The organism is Occallatibacter sp. (genome assembly GCF_049582745.1).
Classification (GTDB): domain Bacteria; phylum Acidobacteriota; class Terriglobia; order Terriglobales; family Acidobacteriaceae; genus Telmatobacter.
The window spans coordinates 17894-42215 of sequence record NZ_JBAUUO010000181.1; the positions used below are offsets into that span (position 1 = coordinate 17894).

At 55.5% G+C, this 24322-nt stretch carries 25 protein-coding genes; 11 read left to right on the forward strand and 14 right to left on the reverse strand.

Features of this window, described 5'->3' with window-relative positions:
• Nucleotides 1-352: 352 nt before the first annotated feature.
• The gene (locus WCA10_RS26625) at nt 353-571 is read right to left on the reverse strand and encodes a hypothetical protein (RefSeq protein WP_472825592.1); all 219 of its coding nucleotides are present in this window, start codon (nt 569-571) and stop codon (nt 353-355) included.
• A gap of 833 nt (nt 572-1404) precedes the next feature.
• Here WCA10_RS26625 and WCA10_RS26630 point away from each other — a divergent pair.
• Nucleotides 1405-4011, forward strand: coding sequence for a CHAT domain-containing protein (locus WCA10_RS26630; RefSeq protein ID WP_472825593.1), 2607 nt, complete (start codon nt 1405-1407; stop codon nt 4009-4011).
• 17 nt (nt 4012-4028) lie between these two features.
• Nucleotides 4029-5276 carry a S41 family peptidase gene (locus tag WCA10_RS26635; protein ID WP_472825594.1) on the forward strand — a complete coding sequence of 416 codons (1248 nt, stop codon included), beginning with the start codon at nt 4029-4031 and terminating at the stop codon, nt 5274-5276.
• A gap of 32 nt (nt 5277-5308) precedes the next feature.
• Here WCA10_RS26635 and WCA10_RS26640 read toward each other — a convergent pair whose 3' ends face one another.
• From WCA10_RS26640 to WCA10_RS26650, 3 genes are all read right to left on the reverse strand, one after another.
• The gene (locus WCA10_RS26640; RefSeq protein WP_472825595.1) at nt 5309-5464 is read right to left on the reverse strand and encodes a hypothetical protein; all 156 of its coding nucleotides are present in this window, start codon (nt 5462-5464) and stop codon (nt 5309-5311) included.
• Between the two features lie 85 nt (nt 5465-5549).
• Nucleotides 5550-6272, reverse strand: coding sequence for a hypothetical protein (locus WCA10_RS26645; RefSeq protein WP_472825596.1), 723 nt, complete (start codon nt 6270-6272; stop codon nt 5550-5552).
• A gap of 202 nt (nt 6273-6474) precedes the next feature.
• Nucleotides 6475-6804, reverse strand: coding sequence for a hypothetical protein (locus WCA10_RS26650; RefSeq protein ID WP_472825597.1), 330 nt, complete (start codon nt 6802-6804; stop codon nt 6475-6477).
• A 279-nt stretch (nt 6805-7083) separates the two neighbouring features.
• On the opposite strand from WCA10_RS26650, the gene WCA10_RS26655 reads away from it, so the two are divergent.
• On the forward strand, nt 7084-7830 hold the full coding sequence (locus WCA10_RS26655) for a hypothetical protein (protein WP_472825598.1): 747 nt from the start codon (nt 7084-7086) through the stop codon (nt 7828-7830).
• Between the two features lie 165 nt (nt 7831-7995).
• On the opposite strand, the gene WCA10_RS26660 is transcribed toward WCA10_RS26655, so the two are convergent.
• From WCA10_RS26660 to WCA10_RS26690, 7 genes are all read right to left on the reverse strand, one after another.
• Nucleotides 7996-8814, reverse strand: coding sequence for a VIT1/CCC1 transporter family protein (locus WCA10_RS26660; protein WP_472825599.1), 819 nt, complete (start codon nt 8812-8814; stop codon nt 7996-7998).
• Complete coding sequence (mgtA, locus tag WCA10_RS26665) at nt 8805-10619, reverse strand: magnesium-translocating P-type ATPase (RefSeq protein WP_472825600.1); 1815 nt, start codon at nt 10617-10619, stop codon at nt 8805-8807. The genes WCA10_RS26660 and mgtA overlap by 10 nt, the downstream gene beginning before the upstream one ends.
• Nucleotides 10620-10627: 8 nt before the next feature.
• Nucleotides 10628-12154, reverse strand: coding sequence for an IS66 family transposase (gene tnpC / locus WCA10_RS26670; RefSeq protein WP_472825601.1), 1527 nt, complete (start codon nt 12152-12154; stop codon nt 10628-10630).
• A gap of 103 nt (nt 12155-12257) precedes the next feature.
• Nucleotides 12258-12644 (reverse strand): IS66 family insertion sequence element accessory protein TnpB, encoded by a 387-nt coding sequence (gene tnpB, locus WCA10_RS26675; RefSeq protein ID WP_472825602.1) that lies wholly within the window; start codon nt 12642-12644, stop codon nt 12258-12260.
• A 3-nt stretch (nt 12645-12647) separates the two neighbouring features.
• Nucleotides 12648-12998, reverse strand: a complete 351-nt coding sequence (gene tnpA, locus WCA10_RS26680; protein ID WP_472825603.1) for an IS66 family insertion sequence element accessory protein TnpA — start codon at nt 12996-12998, stop codon at nt 12648-12650.
• On the reverse strand, nt 12995-13942 hold the full coding sequence (locus WCA10_RS26685) for a P-type ATPase actuator domain-containing protein (RefSeq protein ID WP_472825604.1): 948 nt from the start codon (nt 13940-13942) through the stop codon (nt 12995-12997). The genes tnpA and WCA10_RS26685 overlap by 4 nt, the downstream gene beginning before the upstream one ends.
• A gap of 133 nt (nt 13943-14075) precedes the next feature.
• Entirely contained in the window at nt 14076-14366 is a 291-nt protein-coding gene (locus tag WCA10_RS26690) for a hypothetical protein (protein ID WP_472825605.1), read from the reverse strand.
• A gap of 191 nt (nt 14367-14557) precedes the next feature.
• Between WCA10_RS26690 and WCA10_RS26695 the strand changes: the two genes are divergently transcribed.
• From WCA10_RS26695 to WCA10_RS26710, 4 genes are all read left to right on the forward strand, one after another.
• Nucleotides 14558-14737, forward strand: a complete 180-nt coding sequence (locus WCA10_RS26695) for a hypothetical protein (protein WP_472825606.1) — start codon at nt 14558-14560, stop codon at nt 14735-14737.
• Between the two features lie 595 nt (nt 14738-15332).
• Nucleotides 15333-15734 (forward strand): hypothetical protein, encoded by a 402-nt coding sequence (locus WCA10_RS26700; protein ID WP_472825607.1) that lies wholly within the window; start codon nt 15333-15335, stop codon nt 15732-15734.
• 825 nt (nt 15735-16559) lie between these two features.
• Nucleotides 16560-17333, forward strand: coding sequence for a Crp/Fnr family transcriptional regulator (locus tag WCA10_RS26705; RefSeq protein WP_472825608.1), 774 nt, complete (start codon nt 16560-16562; stop codon nt 17331-17333).
• 42 nt (nt 17334-17375) lie between these two features.
• Nucleotides 17376-17885 (forward strand): response regulator, encoded by a 510-nt coding sequence (locus WCA10_RS26710; RefSeq protein ID WP_472825609.1) that lies wholly within the window; start codon nt 17376-17378, stop codon nt 17883-17885.
• A 433-nt stretch (nt 17886-18318) separates the two neighbouring features.
• Here the strand turns inward: WCA10_RS26710 and WCA10_RS26715 are convergent, their stop codons facing one another.
• The 3 genes from WCA10_RS26715 to WCA10_RS26725 form a co-directional block, all read right to left on the reverse strand.
• Entirely contained in the window at nt 18319-18624 is a 306-nt protein-coding gene (locus WCA10_RS26715) for a helix-turn-helix domain-containing protein (protein WP_472825649.1), read from the reverse strand.
• Nucleotides 18625-18666: 42 nt separating this feature from the next.
• Nucleotides 18667-19080 carry a Crp/Fnr family transcriptional regulator gene (locus WCA10_RS26720; protein ID WP_472825610.1) on the reverse strand — a complete coding sequence of 138 codons (414 nt, stop codon included), beginning with the start codon at nt 19078-19080 and terminating at the stop codon, nt 18667-18669.
• Nucleotides 19081-19366: 286 nt separating this feature from the next.
• Complete coding sequence (locus WCA10_RS26725; RefSeq protein WP_472825611.1) at nt 19367-20704, reverse strand: glycosyltransferase family 4 protein; 1338 nt, start codon at nt 20702-20704, stop codon at nt 19367-19369.
• Nucleotides 20705-21166: 462 nt separating this feature from the next.
• Between WCA10_RS26725 and WCA10_RS26730 the strand changes: the two genes are divergently transcribed.
• From WCA10_RS26730 to WCA10_RS26745, 4 genes are all read left to right on the forward strand, one after another.
• A complete protein-coding gene (locus WCA10_RS26730) occupies nt 21167-22189 on the forward strand; it encodes a class I fructose-bisphosphate aldolase (RefSeq protein ID WP_472825612.1) in 1023 nt (340 codons plus the stop codon).
• Nucleotides 22186-22401: a hypothetical protein gene (locus tag WCA10_RS26735; protein WP_472825613.1), complete on the forward strand. Its 216-nt coding sequence runs from the start codon at nt 22186-22188 to the stop codon at nt 22399-22401. The genes WCA10_RS26730 and WCA10_RS26735 overlap by 4 nt, the downstream gene beginning before the upstream one ends.
• A gap of 110 nt (nt 22402-22511) precedes the next feature.
• Complete coding sequence (locus tag WCA10_RS26740; RefSeq protein WP_472825614.1) at nt 22512-23501, forward strand: type I phosphomannose isomerase catalytic subunit; 990 nt, start codon at nt 22512-22514, stop codon at nt 23499-23501.
• A gap of 46 nt (nt 23502-23547) precedes the next feature.
• A complete protein-coding gene (locus WCA10_RS26745; RefSeq protein WP_472825615.1) occupies nt 23548-24297 on the forward strand; it encodes an HAD-IIB family hydrolase in 750 nt (249 codons plus the stop codon).
• Nucleotides 24298-24322 lie beyond the last annotated feature (25 nt).

Consider the following 24322-nt stretch of genomic DNA (forward strand, 5'->3'; position numbering starts at 1 on the left):
ATGGGTGCAAGAAGTTCCCGCAGAGGCGACCCGGAAGGCGCCAGATTCAGGTTAACCTCATTGGAAGGCAAGGCAAATGGTACCAATAGGGTACATGCAATCGTTAATGCTTTGATGTGACTTGTATGCGTTCTCTAAGGCAGGCGCAAAGGAGTGGAAGTAAATCGAGCACGAAACGATATGCATTCGACGCAGGATCTCGCAGATGAAAGCGACCGAATCAGTCCCACAATCGTCAGTTCCATTGATCCGCGACATTGCTGCTCGATAGGGACGCCTATTTGGGATCATTCTGCGATCCGCTGCTTGCCGCTCTCGTTCCATACCGTCCGCACATGAACCGGTCGTCACCTCACTGTCGGCCCACTCGATCCAGAATCATGCGCGCCAGGCTCACACTCTCTGACACCACGGAGGTGAGACGAGGAGAAGGGCGGCTTATATCCGGATCCCGCGCCAGACGAACGGCCGCTATGATCGCGGCGGCAATGACCAGCGTCGACTTCATTCGCGTCTGCTCTTGCATCCTCTCCGACCAAGCCTCCCGCTCCCGCGCAATCGCTCGCTTCATTTCACCCATCAGTGCACCACGGATCGCACAGGCTTAGGCCCAAGTCTGTACGAGAGCTTTCCTCGAAAGATCTCGGAGGGAAGATAGCTTCTCATTGTTCCGCAGAGTGGGCACTGTGCGGCAATCCAGATGTCCGGCATCGTGCCCACCGGCGCCGGAATGTTTTCACCGCATTTCTTGCAGCAGACCGTGAAATCGCAGTTCCGGGTTTGCGGAATATTGAACACGAGGGGGAGTATAGGGGAACAAAAGGCGAAACTTCAAGGGTGCAAACCCAGGAAATCCCCTGGCTCAGCTCCTCGATTCGCCTAAGCGTATTTATTGCAACGAATTAACCCGGCGCCGGTTGCATCAATATATATAGTTCTGGCACTATGGGAGGCAAAGTGAACGGCTCGCTGTGCGAATTGTGCCTTCCCCCAACGCTCGCATCGCTGCCGGTTTGCTCTTGGCCGTCCTGCTGAGAGTTGTCGGGTATCAAGTCGTCCGGCGGCTGAATTCTCATGGTCCAGAGGCGCTGCTGAAGCGAGCCGACGGTTTCGTGCGGCTCGTTCGCGTCGATCTGACCAAGCCCTCCTATCCATCAACAGAACAAAGAGTCAATCTCCGTTCCCCGGCACCGCATGCAATGGTGGACCCGGCGCACTTAATCTCTGTGATCCGAAGCCTCGTCGCCGCCACAAGACATGACCCGGCGGTCGATTTCCTGTTGCCTTCAGATCCTTTCTGGTCCAAGTCAGCATTGTGCACGCGACCGATCAGTTCCCAATGCGGCGAACCGCAGCAGATGACTGTGGACCGAAGTCTCAAAAGGAGCCCATTTATCTGACACAATGACTCGAGCGCAACTTTTCCGCATCGGCAAGCGAACCGCTCTTGTTCTCCTGGCACTGATCGTCGTCCTGGGCGGAGCATACTACTACGCCGTCGTGATGCCGCATCAACCTCACGTTCCCGCGGGATCGGCCGAGGACTTGTTGTTTCGGGCGAATTCGCTTGCGTGGAACGACCGATGGGAAGAGGCTGCGCCGCTCTATCAGCGTGCTGAGTCTCTGTTTCGAGCTCAAGGGAATCAGGCCAAAGCCCTGTACGCAGCCGTGAGCCAGATCCCGCCTGACCAGTCCGTAGATATTCCGGTCACGATCTGGTCCTTGACTACCGATCTGACGCAACCGGGTGCATCTGACCCCGAGACGCGACTCCGCATCCTTACCGTGCGCGGAATCATTCAGACGAATCAAGACGCCGCGCAAGCGCTCGCAACATGGGAACAAGTAGAGAGACTTGCAACAAAGCTGCATCACTATGAACTTGCGACGCGCGCCATCGGTGAACAAGGAATCGCGTCTTTCATTCTTGGCAATACGCTCACAGCCAAACGCCAAGTGGTTTTTGCATGGACGTTTGCCAAGCCCGAGTTGGATCCCGCAGCGTGCATTCGGTATGCATCCGCATATGGGGCCGGGCTTGTGGCAGTAGGCCGCTATGGCGAGGCCACGATCCCGCTGAACGAGGCAATCAAGATCGCCGGAACTCACCCTGAGGTTGCTTATCCGACTCTTGCGATCAGCACCAAAATCGATGCCCTTGTGGGACTTCGTCGCTACAAGGAAGCACTGCAACTCGCGAACGATACTCTAGGCCGCCTCGGCGACACTCCATTCGATGGGCAAAAGACCCAGGTTTACTTATCCCGGGGCACGATAGAAGCAAGGCTTGGTGATCGAAACACTGCGATCTCCGACATGCAGGAGGCCCTAAATCTCGCCAACCATATGCACAACTTCCGAGGATTGACCGATGCTGGCGGAACGCTCGCGCAGACGTACTTCGATAACGGACAGTTACACGAGGCACTGGACGCGATCAACGCTGCCATCCAGGCGAATACCAACATTCCCAATGAGCTCTACCTTGCGCCAGCCAATCTTGCTCTAAAAGCCATGATTGTCGACAAAATGGGCAACTGGAAAGAAGCGGATGCCCTCTTCCGCAAGAGCACCACTCTCGTCGGCTCGATGCTTCAGCGCGCAACTACGGTGGGTGTGGAACGCCAGCTTCTGGCCGAGATGAGCGACATTTATTCAGCCTATTTCGCATCACTCTGTCGGCAGAGCCGCTACGATGATGCGCTTGAGGTCCTCGAGAATGTGCGTGGGCGGCTTGAGGCAGAAGCACTGCAGCATCACAGTTCCCAGCCTCTTCATGCGCCTACCCCACAGGAGCAGGAATTGACGCGGCTCAATGTTGCCCTGATCAACGCCGACGATCCGAAGAAGCGCGACGCTTTGATGAGTGCCATCTACCAAACCGAGATCAATCTGGGGCCGAGCAAACTAGCTGCCGTTTCGATAGCTCATCCTGTGACGTTGCCTGAACTCCAGCGCGTTCTTTCTCAGGACCAATTGCTCATTGAGTATGTTCTGGCGAAGCCAACATCGTATGCCTTGGCCATTACGAGATCGGAGGTTCATGCATATCGGCTCACGTCAAGAAGAGTAATTGAGGCCAATGCGGCAAAGTACCGCGCCGAACTCCGCGCCAGGCTGACCGATCCGACGCTCGCGCAAACTCTGTTCAACCAGCTTCTGGCACCTATTCAGAACTACGCAAACAAGAAGGAACTGGTGATTATTCCCGACGGCCAGCTCCACCTGCTTCCATTCTCCGCATTGGTGAACAAGGATGCCTATGTACTTTCGTCGCACACCGTGGACGTTGCGCCATCCTCTACTGCGTTTGAGATCCTAAGGAGGCAGTCCGAAGAGAAGGAAAGGGTAGAGATGCCGTATATCGGGGTTGCAGCCTGGACTCAGGCAGCAGACACTCGCAATCCGATCCTGCGTGCAGTCAGCGGTCCCGAACGAAGTGAATTTGTACCGCTGCCGAACAGTAAAGCTGAAGTCGAAACGATCGCCCACGATCTGCCCAGTCCCAACACGATTCTTCTTGGCGCCGATGCCACGGAGACCCGATTTAAGGAATTATCGACTGAGAGTGCGGAGGTCATCCATCTTGCTCTTCATGGTTATGCGGATCTCGACTACCCCGACCGTTCGGCGCTGATTTTCGCGCCGGAGGCGAACGGTCCCGACGACGGACTCCTCCAGGCTCGCGAAATTCGCGAACTCCACATTAGAGCAAAGCTCGTAACTCTTTCCGCTTGCAACACCGGGGTCGGTCCCGTCGGAGAAACAGATGTCGCCAATGTCGTCAACGCATTTATTGAAGCTGGAGCAGATTCCGTCGTCTCCACTCTGTGGGACCTCGAGGATGAGTCCACTGAGCATCTAATGACTTTGTTCTATTCCAGACTGGCCTTGCACCAGCGGAAGGTCGATGCGCTGCGGTCGGCGCAACTGGATCTGCTAAATCAAGGGCTTTCCCCGTACTTCTGGGCAGGTGTCCAGATTGTTGGGGACCCATCCGGAACACTCTGACGAAACGAGGACACCCTATGACGATTTCTCGCTCGCAGCGCGAAACAATCCTGGCAAAGATTCAGAGGCTCGTTGCCGAAAAATATTTTGACCCCAATTTCGACGACTCAGGGTGGAATGGAATTGTGGAACATCACCGCAACTCCATTCTTGAGGCAGACTCCGAAGGAGGCTTTGAGAAGGCGGTTGCCACGATGCTTGCTGAGATGGCGCCAAGTCCTCTCGCACTCTTGTCTGACCGAACACTGATTACACCGCCAAACGCAATCAACGCGAGCTTTTCGGTGCGGACCATTGACGATCAGCCCCATTGGGTTTTCAAGGATGTCCTACCGGGAGGTGTAGCCTCACGAGCAGGGATTAAGGCTGGGGATGTTCTTCTGTCGATTGGAGGCAAGCTCGTGCGTCCGTCGCTTTCTGATGAAGCAGCAGCTCCGAGTTTTGAAATGCAGCGAGAGTTCTCTGTCACTGTATTGCGCAGCGATCCACCTGAAGAGTTGACCATATCGCTCAAGACGGCGGCGCCGAAATATAAAGACAATCCCTACTCTGAGCCCGCTGCGATCACGACTGGAACGCAAACCGGGAACATCGCCTATCTTCGCGTGAGCCTCTTCCCGGGAGCGATCGGGATCGACTTTGCAAATGAGCTGGATTCGATCTTTGACGGCCGTTTCAAGAACGCAGACCGACTCGTCGTTGATATGCGCGGAAACCCAGGCGGAGGAATTGGTGGGCTTACGCTGATGAGCTATCTGGCACCCGACCGGCGGCCGATCGGCTATAGCAAGAGCAGAGAAATGGCTCGCAAAGAGATCTCACCTGAAACACTCCCCGTGTTCGACAGGGTGCCGCGGTCGAAATTCGCGTTGCCCAGCCTCGCCTTCAAGTTTCTGGGGAAGACCTCGATCTTCTTGTACACAGAGGCGCTTGGTAGGAGGGAATGGCACGGCCGCACCGCAATTCTCGTAGATGAACACACGGCTGGAGCAGCCGAAATGGTCGCTCAGTTTGCTCAAGAAAACCATCTGGCCACAGTCGTAGGTATGAAAACCGCTGGTCGTCTCGTGACCCGGAGAGCCAGTAAGCTTGGTTTCGGGTATCGGCTGGTGATTCCGATTGCAGCGTACGTCAGCGCCCGAGGGACGCAAATTGAGGGAAACGGGATCACCCCGGATATTCCTATCCCATGGTCTTTCGAGGAGGCTCAATTAGGTGTTGATCGCCAATTGGAAGGCGCGATCGATGCTCTGCGCGCAGTCTAATGGGTTCGCTTTTATTTGATGTCCGGACGAGGCTAGTATTGCGTCCAGTCTTCGAGCGGATGATAGAGGATCGAGTGCGAGACTCGATTGGATAGGAAATCGGCGCACGATCTCCAGACAGTGACTGCCAACGGCACCAACATGATTGCCAGGAGCAGTCCCGCCAGAACACGGAGGCCGGGCTCCATGAAAGACCGCCGAGGTCTCATATCAACGCAATGCCCGCAGTGAGGACAAACCGGATGCGGAACTCGTGTCCGTGTAGATGTCGAATCAACCGCCGAAAGTGCCATCGTCATCCTCCTCCTCGTCTTGAGAGAGATTCTCTCCGTTGTGGAGCGCTGCGAATGCCTCTCGCTCGCGTTTATCGCGGCGGACTTCGAGCAACTGCTCGCCGGTGGTGTGCTTGGGTGAAAAGCAATATTGGACGTACGCTTCGAAGAGCGAGTGATTCGGGATCCGCCGTTTCAGCAGGTCTTCGAGGTGGTGCTTGTAGAGCGCACTCAGCGCCTCGGGGGTGATGCGATAGCTGGCTCGCTCAGCCTGTTTTGTGATTATTGCCTGTAGCCAGCCCCGCTCAATCCAGCTCAAGATTTCACTGCGACGTACATGCAGCACCTGGGCCAGAGACTCCAAGGAGAAGCTGTCACAGCGAATTTCGCGGACACTGAGTTGTCTTCTTTGCAGGGCATTGCGAAGCGCTTTTGCGCTTCTGTTCAGTCGCTTCGCGACTTCCTCCACTGAATATTTCGTAAGCAGTTCCCGCGCCTCGTCCAGTTCTTCCTCACCCCAGCGCCGGTGGTCGACTTCCGCCTTGATGCCGTACTTGATGACGAATCGCCAGCATTCCTCCTGCGTCCGACCAGACTGCCGCTGGAGCCTGCGAACGAGCTGGGCAAGTTTGATTCCCGAAAGCACTCTGGCCTGTTCTGCCAAAGCGACGGCTTCGGATCCCCACTGGGAAACAGAGCCAGTGAGTTGGCGAGCAGTAGTCATGTATGCACCTCGAACAAGGGGGAGCGTGCAAAAGGACAAAGAGCCCTCTACATATAAAGGCTGTGGAAAACATCAAAAACGAACAAGGGCAGTGGAAATTTAGCTCGCTGTGTGGAAATTCGGGCTGTTTTCGGGTAAATTGAGGTTACTGACTCGATACCTGTGCCAGATCAGGGTTGTGTCCACTGGTTTTGCTGGTTGCTCAGTCATGGCCTCCCCGTCTCCACTTGACCGCTGCTGGGTTGTGCAGCACTCGAATGACGCTTCGCAGATGATGCCGGCAGTGCGGGCTGCTGTTGAGAGGCACTGGCTCGACACACAGCGGGTCGCAGCGTCGGTGCTCGGAGACGAGGCGCTGGCGGCTGAGATCATGGAAACAGCAATAGGGCAGGCGGTAGCCTATCTCACCGACCATCCCCCGAAAAGCCAGGAAGATGTGAACGCTGCCCTCGTGCGATTCTCGAGGCAGGAGGTCCGGCGTCGACAGAGAAAGAGCAAACGATTCGCCTTCATCGATTTCTCTGGTGCTCATGAAGCATCAGATCCTTATTTGGCTCATTCCGCTGTTGACGCTGCGCTTGATGCAGAAATACTTCTCGCCGATGCTCCACCCCGCGTTCGCGAGGCCATGATGCTCCGATATGGCAACGCAGAATCATGGGCGGAGGTGGCGGCCAGAACGGGGACGAACCGTGAAGCTATTCGAATGAAATGCAAGAGGTTTCTCGAACGTATCCGGCAAGAATTGGGAATTCGGAGTACTCCGCAGTAAACTCCGGCAGAGGCACTTCAGGAGACCGGGAAGGATTCCGTGGACGAGCATCAATCATTTCTTGAGGATGACGACGACGATACATTGCTCTTTGAAAAGCTTCAGGAGCACGTCCTCGAAGCACACCCTAACCCTGAACGTATAGGCTGTATCGACCGCGCAACTCTGGAAGCCTGGGTCTTCAGTCCAGAAAAGCTGGATCTTTCCGATCCCAAGTATCTGCATGTCCTGAAGTGCGCGGAGTGCACGCGCGAGCTGATCGAACTTCGGAATCTGCGGAATGCGCAGTCCGAGTATGCGAATGTTGAAGTTCCGCCTCAACACCTTGCCTCGTCGAACTGGCGATGGGCGGTATTCGCGTCGGTTCTTCTTTGTTGCGTGGCTGCGGCTGGGGTAATCTACTGGCGGACGAATTCGCAGAATTCGCAAACCCAAGTTGCCCAGTCAGCCCCGGTGGCTGTGACGATCGATCTCAGCCACGCAGGCACGACCAGGGGTACTGAGACAAATACCGTCCCCGCATTGATTCTTCCGCGTCGCGTGGATACGACCCATGTGATCCTTCCGAACTTCAGCCCAGGTGGCAATTATGTTGTCTCCGTCACCGCGGATCGCAGCGGCGCATCGGAAAAAGCAGCCGGGCGTGCTGTTGCAATTGTCCAGGGATTTCACACGGATCTTACAGTCGCTCTCGATCTGCGCAGCCTGCCCCCGGGCACCTACTTCCTCGCCACGACCCATGAGGGAGATCCAGCCTCGTATTTCTATCCATTAACGGTCCGCTGAATTGGCAGTCTTCCTTCGCAATTGGGGTTTTGGTTTGAACCAATGGCGAGTTCAGTATTGATAAAGACAGAATCCGGGCCTGGGACTCGATCTGGACAACTTGGTGAGCCGTGCAAATTCTCAAATGGGCTCCCGGTGAGCTGGTGGAAAGTCGATTGTGCGCCTTTACGCAATTGCTCCAACTACCCATCCGATGCCGGCAGTCATAGCCATCGCGAGGCCACCCCAGAATGTCACGCGCATTGCGCCCATCATCACTCTTGCGCCACCAGCGCGTGCGGCCAGTCCGCCCATTAGAGCGAGAACTACCAGTGATGACAGAGAGACGATGGGAATTAATCGCGCCTCCGGTGCAATCGCAGTGACTATGAGTGGCATCATGGCTCCAACCGCGAAGCTGCATGCAGCCGAAAGGGAAGCCTGCAATGGGCGTGCACGAAACTTCTCTGAGATGCCGAGTTCATCGCGGGCGTATGCGCCCAATTCATCATAGGCAATCAACTGCTGCGCGACTTGATTCGCGAGTAGCGGTTCAAGTCCGCGGGCGACGTAAATTGCCGTCAGAGCCTGGCGTTCGCCCTTGTTGTCCTGCTTGAGTTTTGTACGCTCGAGGGCCAGTTCGGCTTCTTCGGTGTCGGCCTGCGAGTGTACGGAAACATACTCGCTAGCGGCCATGGACATCCCTCCGGAGACTAAGCCGGCGATCCCTGCGACCAGAATGCTGCGGTGAGTGCCATGAGCCGCCGCAACGCCGATCAGCAGACTGGATGTTGACACGATGCCGTCGTTTGCGCCCAACACTGCAGCCCTGAGAAGCCCGATACCGCCGGTCCGATGCAGCCTTCTGCTCCGCACTGGCATCTTGAAGCGCTTCTGGACGAGAAACTTCTGAAAACGTCGAAGTGCGTTCTTTTTGATCGGCCGCCCGTGGGTTTCTATGGAACTGCTTAAAGGCGTGATTGATTTGCGCTGTCCTAAATCCATTTCATCCTCAGCAGCCAAACCTTGACGCCTTGCGTGAGGCCCGTGTAGGCAAGGAGCGTCAGCAGGAGAATTGGCCAATACATCGCAGGCAGGTGCGTGAGGCCGAGCGAAGACGCCAGCGGAGAATACGGCAGCCAAGCTCCGAAGACCATGATGGTCAATGTTGTGATCAGCAACGGCCAGCTTGCGCGGCTCTGGAAGAAGGGGATCTTGTTCGTGCGAATGATATGAATGACGAGCGTCTGGGTCATGATGGACTCAACGAACCAGCCCGTTTGAAACAGCGGAGCGCGGGTTGGATCCCAGCACTTGAACAGATAGAGCATGACGAAGAAGGTTGTGTAGTCGAAGATCGAGCTGATAGGCCCGATGCAGAGAATGAACCGCTTGATCTCGCCGATGTTCCAGGGCCGCGGATGCGCGACCAATTCGTCGTCCACCGCGTCGTTGGGGATCGGGACCTGAGAGAAGTCGTAAAGCATGTTGTTAGTCAAAATTTGAATTGGGGCCATTGGCAGGAATGGCAGAAAGGCACTTGCTCCCAACACGCTGAACATATTTCCAAAGTTGGAACTGGCTCCCATCCGGATGTACTTGAGGATGTTGGCAAAGACTTTTCGGCCCTCGATGACGCCACCTTCGAGCACCATCAGATCCTTCTGCAACAGAATCAGGTCGGCCGACTCCTTCGCGATGTCGGCTGCGGTATCGACCGAGATGCCAATGTCTGCGGCGCGCAGCGCCGGAGAATCGTTGATCCCATCGCCCATGAATCCCACAACGTGACCTTTGCTGCGCAGAACACGAACGATTCGCTGCTTGTGTGCGGGAGAGAGGCGGGCGAAAAGCGTCGTCTTCTCTGCAGCTTCTGCCAGTTCGGTGTCCGACATCTTCTCGACTTCATCACCCAATAACATTGGGTCGGCAAGAAGTCCGACATCGCGACAAACCTTACGGCTGATCAGGTCATTGTCTCCGGTAAGGATCTTTACGACTACGCCATGTTTATGCAGCGCTTCGATGGCAGTTGCAGCGGTTGGCTTGGGCGGGTCGAGGAATGCGACGTATCCCTTCAGCACGAGATCGTGTTCATCTTCTTTTGCGCAGGAAGTCTTTCCGGCCAACTCCTTTACCGCAACCGCCAAAACCCGGAATCCATCGTTGCTCAGGCTTGCATACTGGTCCTTTAACCCCTTCATTAGTCCGGGGTCCATGGGTGACAATTTCCCATCAAGCTCGAATTGAGAGCATTGATGGAAGATCTCTTCCGGAGCGCCCTTGGTCAGGAGGATAGCCTTGCCATCAGGACTCTCGACAAGCACGGACATCATGCGCCGAGTGAAGTCGAAGGGGATTTCGTCGAGTTTTTTGTACTTCTCGATCAGGGCTTGCTCGTGGAAATCGGAGCTATTCAATATCGCGGTATCGAGCAGGTTCTTCAGGCCAGTCTGAAAATGGCTGATGAGGTAGCCATCCCGGAGCACTTCATCCGTTTCCCGGCCGGCAACATTGCAGTGCCGTTGCAGGACGACCCGATCTTCGGTGAGAGTGCCAGTCTTATCGGTGCAAAGCACATCCATTCCGCCGAAGTTCTGAATGGCGTTGAGACGCTTCACGATTACCTTCTTGCGGCTCATGGCGAGTGCGCCTTTGGCAAGGCAAACGGAGACAATCATGGGCAGCATCTCCGGGGTCAGGCCTACGGCCACAGCCATTGCGAAGAAAAATGCTCCTTTCCAATCGTGCTTGGTAAACCCGTTGATGAAGAAAACCAGGGGCACCATGACCGCCATGAGCTGAATCATGGTAAGCGTCAGACCAAACGCATTGACGAGGTTTTTGCGGCCCAGGCTGCAGGAGTAAGGTCTGCGACGCTCTGACGCGGTGCACTCGCGAGCCCGGGCAGGATGTCTGCGAGGTAATCGCGCACCGGGATTTTGAGACGGCGGCAGCTCTCGATCACGGAGAGGATAGCGGCCACACGCGGTCCGGCGGTTTCACTCCCGATGTGGATCCAGTTGCCTCTGCCAACTGCTATAGGCCGCATTGAGTTCTCCGCAAAATTGTTGCTGAGCTCCAGTTCGGGGTAATCGAGGAAACGGATCAGCTTCTTCCAGAGGGCAAGCGTGTATCTGCAGGCGTGGCCAGGGGCGCTGCTGGGCAGCACCGTCTTGCTCATCTCGAGGATGTGAGTGCGGATTTCTTCGAGCAGCGGCGGAGCCTTCTCGTGACGTAGGGCATGGCGTGTGGCATCGTCCATCTTTTCGTTTCGCGCTTGAGCATCGATCGAAAATAGCGCGTTTATCAGTTCAACTGCGCGGATGGACGCGGCATCCTGTTTATTGAGTTTGACTGCATCTACGAAGTACCTTCTGGCGTGAGCCCAACAGACTGCATGCACCATGTTCGGACCGCCCACGCGATCATATGCGGCGTAGCCATCGGTTTGGAGAAGTCCTTCGAAGTTGCCGAGGAAGTTCAGCGGGCCCTCGCGCCTGCGGCTCATACGGAAATCAAAAACCGTCATGCCCTCCGGCGTCCCGTACTGCCAGAGATAAGCCTGATGGTTTGTGCCGCTTCCGTCATGTGTCTGAACATCGACGGGAGTTTCATCCGCCTGGATGTAGGTGCCGGCAAGCAACTGGTTCCGCATCGCTCCGGCCACCGGCATCAACATCTCGCCGATGGTCATCACCCAGCCGCACATCGTGGCCCTGCTGATATCGATGCCAGCGTCACGCAACAAGGCTACGCTTTGCCTGAACAGTGGGCTGTGGTCACAGTATTTGTTCACCACCGTATTGATGATCACTCGATCCGACACAAGACTCTTATCGATGATCCGGACAGGAAGAGTCGCCGCCGTCACGCCTTGCTCGGGACAGGTTTTGCAGGCCCTCTTCTCGCGCTTGGTCACCTGCACGAAATAACGCGCCGGCTCGACATCCAACACTTCGCTGACTTCGTAACCGATCACGGTAGTCTCGGCACCGCAGTTGCCGCATACGCACTGCTCTGGAGTGCAGGCAATCACCCGCTCCACGCGGGGAAGTTTCGCGGGCAGAGTCTGACGTCCGGGATGTTTGCGCTTCTTTTGTTCAGTAACAGGCGGCGGGGCTTTGCGCTCGCTTTCGACGGCTACTTCTTCCTGACTAACCCCGGGCTCTTGCTCCAGTAGTTCCAGTTGCAAATTGCTCAGCTTCTCGCTGCTCGGTCCATATTTCTGAATCCGTACCAAACGAAGACGCTCTTCGAGAACCTGGATCTTCAACCGTGCGTACTCGAGCTCTCTGTTCTGAGATGCAACTTGCTCCTTCAGCTGTGCGACAACCTCAGCCATGAAGGGTTCCGAATGCGGAGGAAAAGTGGGCTCAGAAGGCGTGCTCACGATGTCTATTTAATAACAGGTTTTCTTGTGGATATGTATGCGAAATCTTCAGTGTTTATGCGGTTTTCAGTGACTCTGTTGGTTCTTCAACCGGAGCCTTGCGATACCACTTTCGCCGCTCGGTCTGCGCCAGATCGATGCCTCCCAAAAGCAACGCCAGTTCCTCGTAACTCAGTACGATCTTCTTCACGCCGCTGTCTCTCTGCGGCCAACGAAATCTTCCCCCGTCCAACTTCTTTGCACATACCCAAAGACCGCTTCCGTCATATACGAGAAGCTTCACGCGATTGTGCCGCGCATTCGTGAAAACAAACACATGGCCACTTTCCGGATCGCAACCCAGATGGTCGCGCACCAGGCCGTAGAGGCCATTGAAATTCTTCCTCATGTCCGTCGCGCCGGCTGCAACATAGATCCGCGTCGCCGGTCCAAACCCGAACACCGCCTACACCTTGTCCAGTATGGTCAGCAGACGTTCCAATGTTCCCGCATCGAATCCGCGGCATACTTCGATCCGACGTCCGCTTCGTAGTTCAACAACAAGAGCACCATCTCGGCTGGCGACGCCGCTGACATCCCGCGCAGCAGAGGGAACAACTTCGACCGGAACAAAAGTCTGGCCACCCGCCTGCCGTCCACCATGCACCCGTTTACGATATTTATCCAGAGTCCCTACCGCCAAGCCTCGCTGTTGGCAAAAGGCCGCACGCAACAGTCCACTCGATTCAAACTCGCCTACCAAGGCTTGGACCTCGGCAAAACTACGACGCCTGTGTATCACTCCCACTTCGCTCATTGATCCAGTGCAACACTAAACGCGAAGCAAGAACAGGGTGCGTTGCTCAGACGGATACGAATCATGAGCCATGTGAAGCGGCTCAGGCCCTGGTCAAAGCTCGTTGGTGTTTCTTCCTGTGTGATGGAACTCGCCATGGTGCCGAGATAGGTACGAACTCCCGTAACGACAACGACTGCGGTCGCTGTGCCGCTTTGAACGCTGGTGCCCATGAAGCAGGTGTTTTTTAGCTCGACAGGGGCGTTTGCGGCGTGTGGGTCGGCATCGTGAAACTTCTCGACAGGGAGCGACTCTCCGGTGAGCGTACCCTGGCTCACGAAAAGATCTTTCGCGGATAGAATCCGCACATCGCCTGGAATCATGTCCCCCGCAGATAGATCGATGATGTCGCCGGGAACGAGATCGCGAAGAGGAATCTCCTGCGGCTTGCCGTCCCGGACCACTGTCGCGGTCACATGGATCATCGCCTTGAGCTTAGCTGCAGCAGCGCCTGCACGAGCCTCCTGCAGGAATCGGAGCGTAACGCTCAGTGCGATCATGCCCGCCATGACGCTTCCGGCACGTGGATCCCCGGTAGCAAAGGAGATCGACGATAGAACCGCCAGCAAAATGACCAGAGGGTTTCGAATGATGATCAGAAGACTGAGGAACCAGCCGCGCTGCCGCTCTTGAGCAACTTCATTCGGCCCCACTGCGCGCGCTCTCGATTCGGCCTCGCTTTGAGTGAGACCAACAGAGGTCGTCTGCAATAAGCGAAGCAGGTCATCTCCGTCTTTACCCGCCGCTTCGAGAACAGCAGAGGAGACGTGAATGTTATGTTGCTTCGCCTTTGCGGGGATTTGAGACTCGTCAGGGGCGGGAAGGGTTGCTGCAGTGCTGTGAGCGCCAGGTTTCACATTTGCTGACGAGTTCTCAACCGCGGGCTTCGAATCCGGTGTTCCCATCTCCTCAGATCCCTTCCCGGATCAGGCCCCGACTCGGAGCCGAGATTGAAAGCAGGCGCCGACTAAGACCACCGGGAGGTCGTCGACAGGATGACCGCATAGAGCGACCCATGCTATCGGATGCACATCCACGCTATTCGCACCGTTTTTGCGACTTTCCCCGCTTCATCATCCAGCTGATTGCTGTTCCAGCCGCAATGCCAACTGCGAATGTTATTGCGACGGTTTCAAACGGGTGGCGTTCGAAGCGTCTCTTTGTTTTGTAGAGAAGCTCCGTTGCCGCCTCGGTGCCGTCTCTTGCCACGCGCCGAGCTGCTATGACACTGTCTTCGAGCGCATCGGCAACGGCAGATGCCGCTCGTGTCGCCTTGTGCGTTGTGTCGTCGATCTGTTGTCCCACGTGTTCGAATACTGATTGTTCCATTGGCTGTTTAACCTCGCTCGTCCGTCAGTTTCAAAATGATTTGTCTATTCTTCGAAGGCTCGTCCAACCTCGCCAACAACTCTTGAATCCCTCAAGCAGTCTTCTCGAGTTCCGCCATCTTCTGAATCCGGCGCCGGCGGTACCCGCTCTATACGGCACATGCATCCGAGAGCCGGCTTGGCCGCACCCGCGTGGAACATCCGCCTCTTCGCATTGGCGGACTACTGGTTGAGATTAGGGTGGTGATGGTGGTGCCGATGATGGTGATGGTGGTGTACGACCACGACAACCTGTCCTTGCGCCGCATAAGGCGCGGCAAAGCAGAGAAGGAGAACGAGACCGATCCAGAACTTGTTCATGCCCTATTGTGACTTGAGACTGCCCAATCTGTTGAGCAACTTTGACCTACACGCAATTTGCGGCTTCACAAATCATCCCATAACCGCGTCTCGCGAATGTACGGTCATAACGGACCGTCGAAACTCCGCTCATTGGAGCAAACAGCCGAACTCAACCTGATGGAGTAGATGCTGCGCCAGTCCGTTATTTCCTTATTCCGGTTAGGCAGTTCACCATAGATGAGCCGGCTTTGGATCGAATGCTCTCATCCACACGGCTTGAATTCAGTAGACGGCGGCGAGCGATATTGCACAGTATGGGAGTGCGCACTCTCGTACTGTTCAACCAAAGAGGCACCCTCAATCATTTCCGCGCAGTAACGATTTCTCCGCAGCCCTTCCTAGCCCCGCAAAGTTTCTCACTCCTCCGCACTCTTGCCTATCCTTAATGCCTCTGGAGAGGGTTCGCCAGAAAGCGAACCCCTGTCTCTGTCTGTCCATTTTTTGAGATAACTCGACATTGCGCAGTCGGCTAGTGGTCGTTTCTGCTCAGACTCCAGTGATCAAAGTCCTTACCCTCAAGACCTTGGGGGCGCTCGACAAAGGCTCTCGATCGTGAGGGATTTATATGACAGGATTTAAGTTTGTTGCGCTGGCAGCTTTTGTGGGATGCGCTATGTTTGCAACCGTTCCCAAAGCGCCTGCCCAGATAGGTATCGAGATCGGAGTCGCACCCGAGTGTCCATACGGTTACTATGACGCCGCACCTTATGGCTGTGCCCCTTACGGCTACTACGGGCCGGAATGGTTCACAGGTGGTGTTTTCGTCGGCGCCGGTCCATGGTTTCATGGCCGAGACGACTTCCGAGGACATGTCAACAATCGTTTTCATCCCGAACACGGTTATAGCGGACCAACGCCGCAACGTGGAGAGAAAGCGGAGCCTTCACGGCGCCTCGATAAAGTTGCCCACTTTAAAGGCAACGAAGTTCGTGATGGACGCGGCCACGCAGGTGAGGGCAAGCGCTAAGATCAATCGCGCGGGGTAGTCAGATCGCTGGGACAACTGTTTCCGAGTAGTTACAGAACGGTTGTCGCCAGCGATGCTGGCTGAGGGTGCCCACGCTCTCTGCCTCTCATGAGTATTCAATTTTATGCAAATGTGATCGCATTGGGAGAGGACTGAGGATGCCTCGAGAGCTTTCGAGGCAAACACGACAGCATCGGCTCGAAAATCAAAATCGGCGAGCCCTATGCGATGCTTACATCCTGCAGATCGTCCCAAGTCTTATCGTTCTTCAAGAATTAGCAGTCTCAACTACCATTTCGAAGCGAGGCCCCTGCATCGGGGGTCTTCCATTTCACTTGAAAAGGTGCTGCACCGGCTATCTTCTACCTCGACATCCACTCGGCGGTGAAGGCACTTATATCTGGGGTCCTGAGTCACAACTTGTGCACTGCCGAGGAGACTCTTGCAACGATAGTCTTCGACCACAGTCGCCACCATTCTGCAGCGATGCTCTTCCATCTTCTTGCCCCTGCCTTTCTGCTGGTTGTTGCGCCCGATTATCCTCTTTTACAAATTGCTATCCAGTTAACGCGGCATGCGGCAATCGATCTGCTCAATAGCGGACACTCTGAAGAGTCTCGGGTTCAATAATCCCATTTATTTGCAAAAGGTTAGACTAGACGCATTCGGGGGATGTGTTCGTTAGGCGACATACGGTGTATAAAACGATACAGACGGGATAAGCCGTTCATAGGAAAATCGCATCGACAGGAGTGTAGCCGATTCCCGTGTCCGAAGCCTACGACATCCGAGTTCGATGCTGTAGTGCTGAAAGGTGGCCTGAGGATGACCTTCGCCGCTCCAATCGCATTCGATCCTGCAACTTTCCTCGCTAGCGCCGGACTGGGCCGAAGGATCGTTGAACTGAAACCCAAACAGGCTTTCTTTTCACAAGGCGATCCGGCCGACTCGGTTTTCTATCTACAAAAAGGGCGTGCAAAGATCACCGTTGTATCGACGGCGGGCAAGGAAGCCACGGTCACTTTGCTAGTACCGCACGAATTTGTGGGAGAGGAAGCGTTATCGGCAGTTCCCGGGTTGCGTCTATCCACGGCCACCGCTATCACCGCCTGCTCGGCACTCAAAATAAGCCGGGAAGAGATGATCCGCGTCATGCACAGCGAACATCAGTTCTCTGACCTTTTCGTAAAGTTTCTATTGGCGCGAAGTATGCGAAGCCAGGCTGATCTCGTCGATCAACTTTTCAACTCGAGTGAGAAACGTTTGGCCAGAATTCTTCTCTTGATGGCCGAGTATGGTGAGCCGGGCGAGCCGGAAACGCAGATTCCTCCGATCTCTCAAGAGACGCTTGCGGAAATGATTGGGACTACGCGTTCTCGTGTCAGCTTCTTCATGAATCGATTCCGCAGGATGGGATTCATTCACTACAACGGTCGTATTCAAGTGCACAAGTCTTTGCTAAAAGTAGTTCTCCATGATCGAATGCCTGACGATAACGCAGTGAAGCCTGGCGTCCTCGATGCCCCGAAACGCCGGTCAAACCCCGACAAGGCCGGAAATGGCGGTCACAAGAGACCAGTATTGAAAATCGAGCACTGAGATACTGGCGCCCAATATCAATTGTGTTTATCGGAGCTACAAATGCCAGATCTTAAAGCCTCCATCTCGATCGTCGAGGACGAGGAACCCATTCGAACATCCCTCGCGGAGATTCTCGAGGTGCTCGGACATCGGGTGCGGTGTGCGGCGGATGGTTTGGCTGCCCTAGTCGAGATGAACGAAGAGGTCCCAGAAATTCTGCTCTCCGACCTCAACATGCCGGGCATGTCTGGCTTTGAATTGCTCTCGGCCGTTCGCCGCCGATTTCCAGCCATTCGTGTGGTGGCAATGAGTGGCGCATTCTGCGGACACCAGGTTCCCGATGGCGTGACGGCCGATGCATTCTATGCGAAGGGCAACGGCGTGGCGGTTCTTGTGAAGGCGATTGAGAGTCTACCCTTTGCAAATCGGCAATCTTGCGAAGGGCCCGAGCCTACCTGGATCCAAAGGAACGGGCAAGAAATCAAGCGAGCGATGCCGATCCAGGGACGATATCCCCCTGAGGGCAACACTTGTTCTATACCGCCATTGCCCATTCCAACAGGGGCCTAGTGGCCGAGAGTGTTTTCTGCGAGCAAGAATGCACATCCATTCCAGCTTGGCCGGAGTAAGGTCAGGCGATGAATACTTCATTTGTCAGCCGCATTTGTACATATAGAGCAATTGCGTGGGATCTGTTCCTCTCCGCTGTCGGGTGTTTTGTACTGAGGTATTGTTTCCGATTAGTTGGAGATGGAGCAGTCGGCCCGGGAACAAATGGAATGACATGCGCCATCCGACAGGCTCGTGATCCTCTCGCATATGTGGGTGCGGCCCTCATTCTTCTGGCTCTTGCAACGAAACAACAGGCTGAATTGATTCGTGTTTCGCCTCACGCGCATTCCTGAAATGGCGCCGATGCCGTCTCGAAATCGCAAGTCCTGAGATAGACGCCCACATTCATCGCAATTGTGCGGATAAGCAGGGCGGCATTGCGTGGTCTCGACTATGCACAAAGCTCCACTACGCAGTGGTCAGGACGGGCGGCTGAACCGCGCGCAAGACGTGGGGTTTGAGAATCATGCTCCGGAAGGCGGTCGAGGAGCACTGCATTGAGGAGCGATTTGTGCACCTGGATTCTGCCGTTGTAATCAATAAATCCCAGCCTGCGAAAGCGGTTCATGAAGAAGCTGACGCGTGAGCGGGTGGTGCCGACCATCTCGGCCAGAGTCTCCTGTGTAATGGGGGGAATGAATTTTGCCGGTTTTCCAGGTTCTCCGTAGTCGGCCATCAGAAGCAGGAGCCTCGCCAGTCGCTTTTCGCTGGAGTTGAAGAGCTGATCGACAAGATCTGCCTAAGTTCGAATGCTGCGAGCTAGAAGATGCGACACGAACAGGTCGGAGAATGCCTGCTCATCGTGCATTACCCGGACCATCTCGGTCCGAGTGAATCTCATCGCATTTGACGATGTGATTGCAGTCACCGTAGCAGATCGGTGCCCGGCAATTCCGGCGAGCGAATCCTCGCCGATAAAGTCGCCGGCGGTAAGCAGCGTGATCGTAGCTTCCTTTCCATTCGCCGAGACAGCAGTGACTCTTAACCGCCCGCTTTGGAGATAGAAAACACAGTCGGCCCGGTCACCCTGGGAGAATAATGCGCCTTTGGGATCGTAGTGGACAATTCTTCTGCCCACTCCAGCGCAGGCGAGAAAATGAGCAAGATCAAATGCCGGCACTGAGGCGAGCGCGTGAATCTCCGCGTGAGCCATGAGAGTTGCTCCTTTCAGGATTGTGCGCTCGGTTCTGCGTGGCGCAAGGAGAACGTCGGCTGCATAAGCGTGGGAAGATCGCGTGAATGCGAAGAATGGATGTACCGCCGGTCACGACAATCAAGGCCACATGAAAAAATCGAAGCACGAGCCCAGGAAGCGGAAGAATGCTCTTGTCCGAGCATCCCGCGGCGCTTGCAGCACCAGTGTCCCAAAGTCGGGAGGGGGTGTCTGGTCCGAATTGCTCACAATTCCTGCAACAGCGAAGAAAAGCGTGCTTGATCGCTCAGGCACTCACAGCGCGCTGGTCAGCTTCCCTGGTATTCGTCTGGATGGCAAACCCGATTTGAACCGGCTCCGCAGGACGGACACGCGCTCGCAGAATGGTGGCCATATAGGACTGTGCAACCCGCTTCCAGACCATAGGCCGAGCATAAAGGTAGGCACGCTCACGCATTGCCTGGCGGGCCTTGTCATCATCCAGCAGCTTGATCGTCGCTTTTGCGATGGCCGCCGGGCTTTCAAACGGCACCAGAAGTCCGCGTCCATGATCGAGTACCTCTGCGGCGTGCCAATATGGAGTCGAGATGATGGCTTTGCCTGCACCTAGGGCGTATGCCAGGGTCCCTGATACCGCCTGCGCTTCGTGGCAGTAGGGCGTAACGTAAATGTCGGCCGAACCGACCAGCGCAGCCATCTCTTCGGGAGCAACAAACCGATTGACGAACAGAACCTGCTGTTCCACTCCCAGCTTTTTCGCCAGGGCCTGTAACTCGAGCCGGTAACGATCCCCTTCGCGGGCTCGGACATGCGGGTGAGTCGCGCCCGCAATCATATAGACAGCATTGCTGTGACGGGCGAGGATGCTGGGCATCGCTTGGATCACGCTTTCGAATCCTTTGTTAGGAGAAAGCAGCCCAAACGTGAGAAGAACACTCTTGCCCTGGCAAGAGAAGCGGCTTTTATAGATGCCCGGTTGCTCAAAAGGCAGGTCGGGGATGCCATGGGGAATCAGTTCGATCTTCTCGGCCGGGACCCTAAAGACCTCCTGCAGGATACGCGAGGAGTGTTGGCTCATGACGATAAGGCGGTCGGATCGTGCAGCAATCTTGTGCATCACAACCCGTTGGTCCAGATTCGGTTCGCGAAGCACCGTATGCAGCGTTGTGATTACCGGCATCTTAAGGTGCTTTAGCAACTCGATAATGTAGTTTCCGGATTTGCCGCCGAAGATGCCGTATTCATGCTGTAAGCACACCAGATCGAGATCTTCCGCATTCAAGAACTCTGCGGCCGCTCTGTAGGACGCGAGATCGCCTTCGCTGATCTCAAATCGCACCCGCTCGGGGTATGAGTAGGATGACTGCCCGTCGTTGATTGCTACCACAGATAGTTGGGCGGTTCCGTATTCGGCAGCAATCGCGTTGCATAAATCCGTCGTGAAAGTCGCAATTCCACACTGCCTCGGAAGGTGGTTCCCAATTACCGCAATCCTGATCGGGCGCTGTGGACGAGGCGCCAGCTTAAGAGATAGAGCCGAATTGCCTCCGAATATTTTGTGGGGGCCTTCAGGATAAATGAGACGGTTTGATTGCGAACTAAAAGTGGTATTTGGAGCGGCCATTCCGTATGTCTCCCATGATCGTCGGGTGATAATTGAAAATACTCTAAGCCTTCAGAGGGGCGTGGATTCGCTTCGCGACTTCAAGGGATTCTTCAGAAGATGCCATTGAGTAGTTCCGAGCCCCTGAACTCCACTCTTCCGCATCTGCAGTTTCCCACGTTGCATCTGAAGATGCTGAGCAATCGTGTACATCTTATTTCAGAGTTCTCGGTTCCTGGTGCAGCAGTGAAGCTATCAACGCCTTTCTAAACAATGTGCCGCGTGCGTTCTGCTCACAATTGACCGGACTTCGGGCAGCCTTCTCTTGGATAGTACTCATGGCCCCCCTGCGATAACCGACCGCATCTCGGCGCGCTACTCATTGAGAAAGAGAAACCGCAATTGCAAGAGTACTTCCGAGCTGAAATGCCCTGAGCGGGCATGCCCAGCGATTCGGAACGGAACAGGAAACGAGCAGGCCAAATGAATTTCCAATTGCTGAAAGATACTGTGTCGTTGATCTTCGCCGATGACAAGGGTCTGCTTGCCATGGATGAGAGCAACGGAACCTGTAACAAGCGCTTCGAAAAGCTCGGAATTCCGCAGACCGTCGAATCGCGAAGAGCTTATCGCGAATTGATTGTGACCACTCCAGGGTTGGGAGAGTCGATAGGCGGTGCAATCCTTTTCGACGAAACCATTCGCCAGCAGAAGAGCGACGGCACACCCTTTGTTAAAGTCCTGATTGAAGCCGGTATCACTCCAGGCATCAAGGTGGACACAGGCGCCAAGGAACTGGCTGGCCATCCCGGGGAAAAGGTTACAGAAGGCCTGGACGGCTTGCGCGATCGCCTTCAGGAATATTTTCAAATGGGTGCGCGCTTTGCCAAGTGGCGCGCCGTGATTGCAATTGGCGAAGGGCTCCCGAGTTCGGGCTGTATTGAAGCCAATGCTCATGCTCTGGCTCGCTACGCGGCGCTCTGCCAGGAAGCGGGCCTCGTCCCTGTTGTCGAACCTGAGGTCATCATGGATGGCGAGCATACGTTGGAACAGTGTCGCGAGGTTACCGACAAAGTGCTTCGAACGGTGTTCAGCGAATTGTTCGCACAGAGGGTTTCCGTTGAAGGCATGGTTCTGAAACCAAATATGGTTCTTCCCGGAATGTCATCGGGCAGCCAACCGACGTTGGACCAGGTAGCTGATGCAACCGTAAGCTGCTTCCTTCGATCAGTACCCGCTGCTGTGCCGGCGATAGCGTTCCTGTCTGGCGGCCAACCGGCGGAGTCAGCCTCTGCCCGTCTGAATGCGATGAATGCTAGATTCAAGTCGCGGTTGCCATGGGCATTGGCATTCTCTTTTGCCCGCGCCATCCAGCAGCCGGCATTAGAAATTTGGAATGGCCACCAGGCCAACGTCGCGGCAGCCCAGAAAGCTCTGTATCATCGTGCCCGCTGCAATCAAGCTGCGCGTCGTGGCGAATACTCACAGGAGATGGAGACAAAATGACAGGAAACAGGCATAACCATGAGGGAAATAGTGGCGACAGCGGCGAGCCGGGCCCGGGTCCATATTGGCGGCGCATGCATCGTGACTGGCGCTTCTGGGTAGGAGCGATTCTGATGGCGGCGGCCTTGTCCGTCTACGTGCTTAGTGGCGACCTAGCCTGGGTTCCAAGCGGCCATCGGCAGTCTGCGATGCCAGCGCCTGCTGCGAATTGAGCTAGCCTCGGCTGCCGGATCAGTGCGCTTGTACTCGGCTGCGTACAGCGAATCGTTCGCAATAGAACCTTCTCGAATTTGCGGGTTTCGATAGTGAAAGATTGGGCACGATGGATGAAACAAGGTTGTACCCTCTGCGGTTCGAACCGATCTATCAATACCGCTTGTGGGGTGGCCGTCGCTTGGCCAACTTGCTCTCGGCGCCGCTTCCGGGCGATGGACCGATCGGTGAAGCATGGGTACTGACCGACCGCGCCGACCACCAAAGCCAGATTGCGAATGGTCCGCTTAAGGGCCAGACGCTCGGCCAGGTGATGAAGCGGTTTCCAGAGTCGTTGATGGGCAAGCTGTCTTCGCGTTTCACCCACTTTCCTCTGTTGCTCAAGTTCTTGGACGCGCACGAGATGCTTTCCGTGCAGGTCCATCCCAGCGATGCACACCCGGACCTGATTCCAGAGGGCGATACGGCAAAGACCGAAGCGTGGGTTGTAATTGACGCAGCGAAGGGAAGCCAAATCTACGCTGGCCTGAAATCTGGCACAACTGCCGGCAGCCTGAAAGAGTCGTTGCTCGACGGTACTATTGCTGATCATCTCGTGAGCATTTCCCCGAATCCGGGTGACGCAGTGTTTATCCCAGGGGGAACGGTTCACACTTTGGGCGACGATGTCGTGGTCTTCGAGGTTCAGCAGAACAGCGATACGACATTTCGGCTTTACGATTGGGGACATATCGATCCCGAGACCAAAAAGCCGAGGGCGCTGCAAGTTGACGAGGCTCTTGCCTGCATAGAGTTCGGGGGGAGCAATGGCGGCCTCATCTCTCCCCGTGTCGAAACCACATCACCTGCTGAGCGCGAGAGGCTTTTCGATTGCCATGCCTTTCGGTTGTGGCGGTTGCTTGGGCAAGACCGGTTCACCGTTGGCGCGAAGGGAGAGCCGCGCGTGTTGGTTGGGATTAACGGATCAGGCCAGCTTATTTACGATGGCACGACCTACACGATAGGCAAGGGAGATGTTTGGCTCTTGCCGGCGGAGGCAGGAGAGTGCCAGTTTCAACCGAGCGGAGAAGTAAACGTGCTGGAGATCGCGATCCCTTGATTGCCGAGAAATCAACCTTGCAACAGTACCTCAGAATCGGGGATGAATGAAAAAGCTGATTGTGTTTGATTTGGACGGCACCCTCGCGCCCAGCAAGTCATCACTCGCTCCACAGACTGCGGGGCTGCTGCGCGACCTCCTGTGCATTATCAAAGTGGCCGTGATCTCTGGAGGCGCCTGGTCGCAGTTTGAAAAGCAGCTTCTTACCGATCTTCCCAAGAACAGCCTCCTTCCGAATTTGTCGCTGCTTCCAACCTGTGGAACAAAGTTTTTTCAATACAACGGGAAATGGGAGGAGCTTTATTCGGAGGATCTTACGGCGACGGAAAAGAAAAAGATTATCGACTCCCTCGATAAGGCGGCAGAGCAAGCGGGCTATCGAGCCAAGAAGGTTTGGGGAGAGGTGATTGAAGACCGGGGAAGCCAGGTCACATACTCCGCATTAGGTCAGCAAGCGCCCTTGGCAGAGAAAGAAAAGTGGGATGCCGATTTTGCCAAGCGGAAGAAGATCGCAGCAATCCTGGCGACGCTTATCCCGGAGTTTTCCGTCCGGCTGGGCGGCGCCACTTCCATTGATGTGACCAAGCCGGGAATCGACAAGGCCTATGGCATAAAGAAGCTTCGAGACACTCTCCATCTTTCGTTGAAAGAGATGGTCTACATCGGAGATGCGTTGTTTCCAGGAGGGAACGATTACCCGGCAGAAGAGGAGGGTGTTGTGTCGATCCCTGTCAAGGGACCAGACGATACTGACCTGGTCATCCGCGCCATCCTTGCTTGCCTGGGCGGCAAGTGAACATTGCAGATGGGCCAAGCCAGCG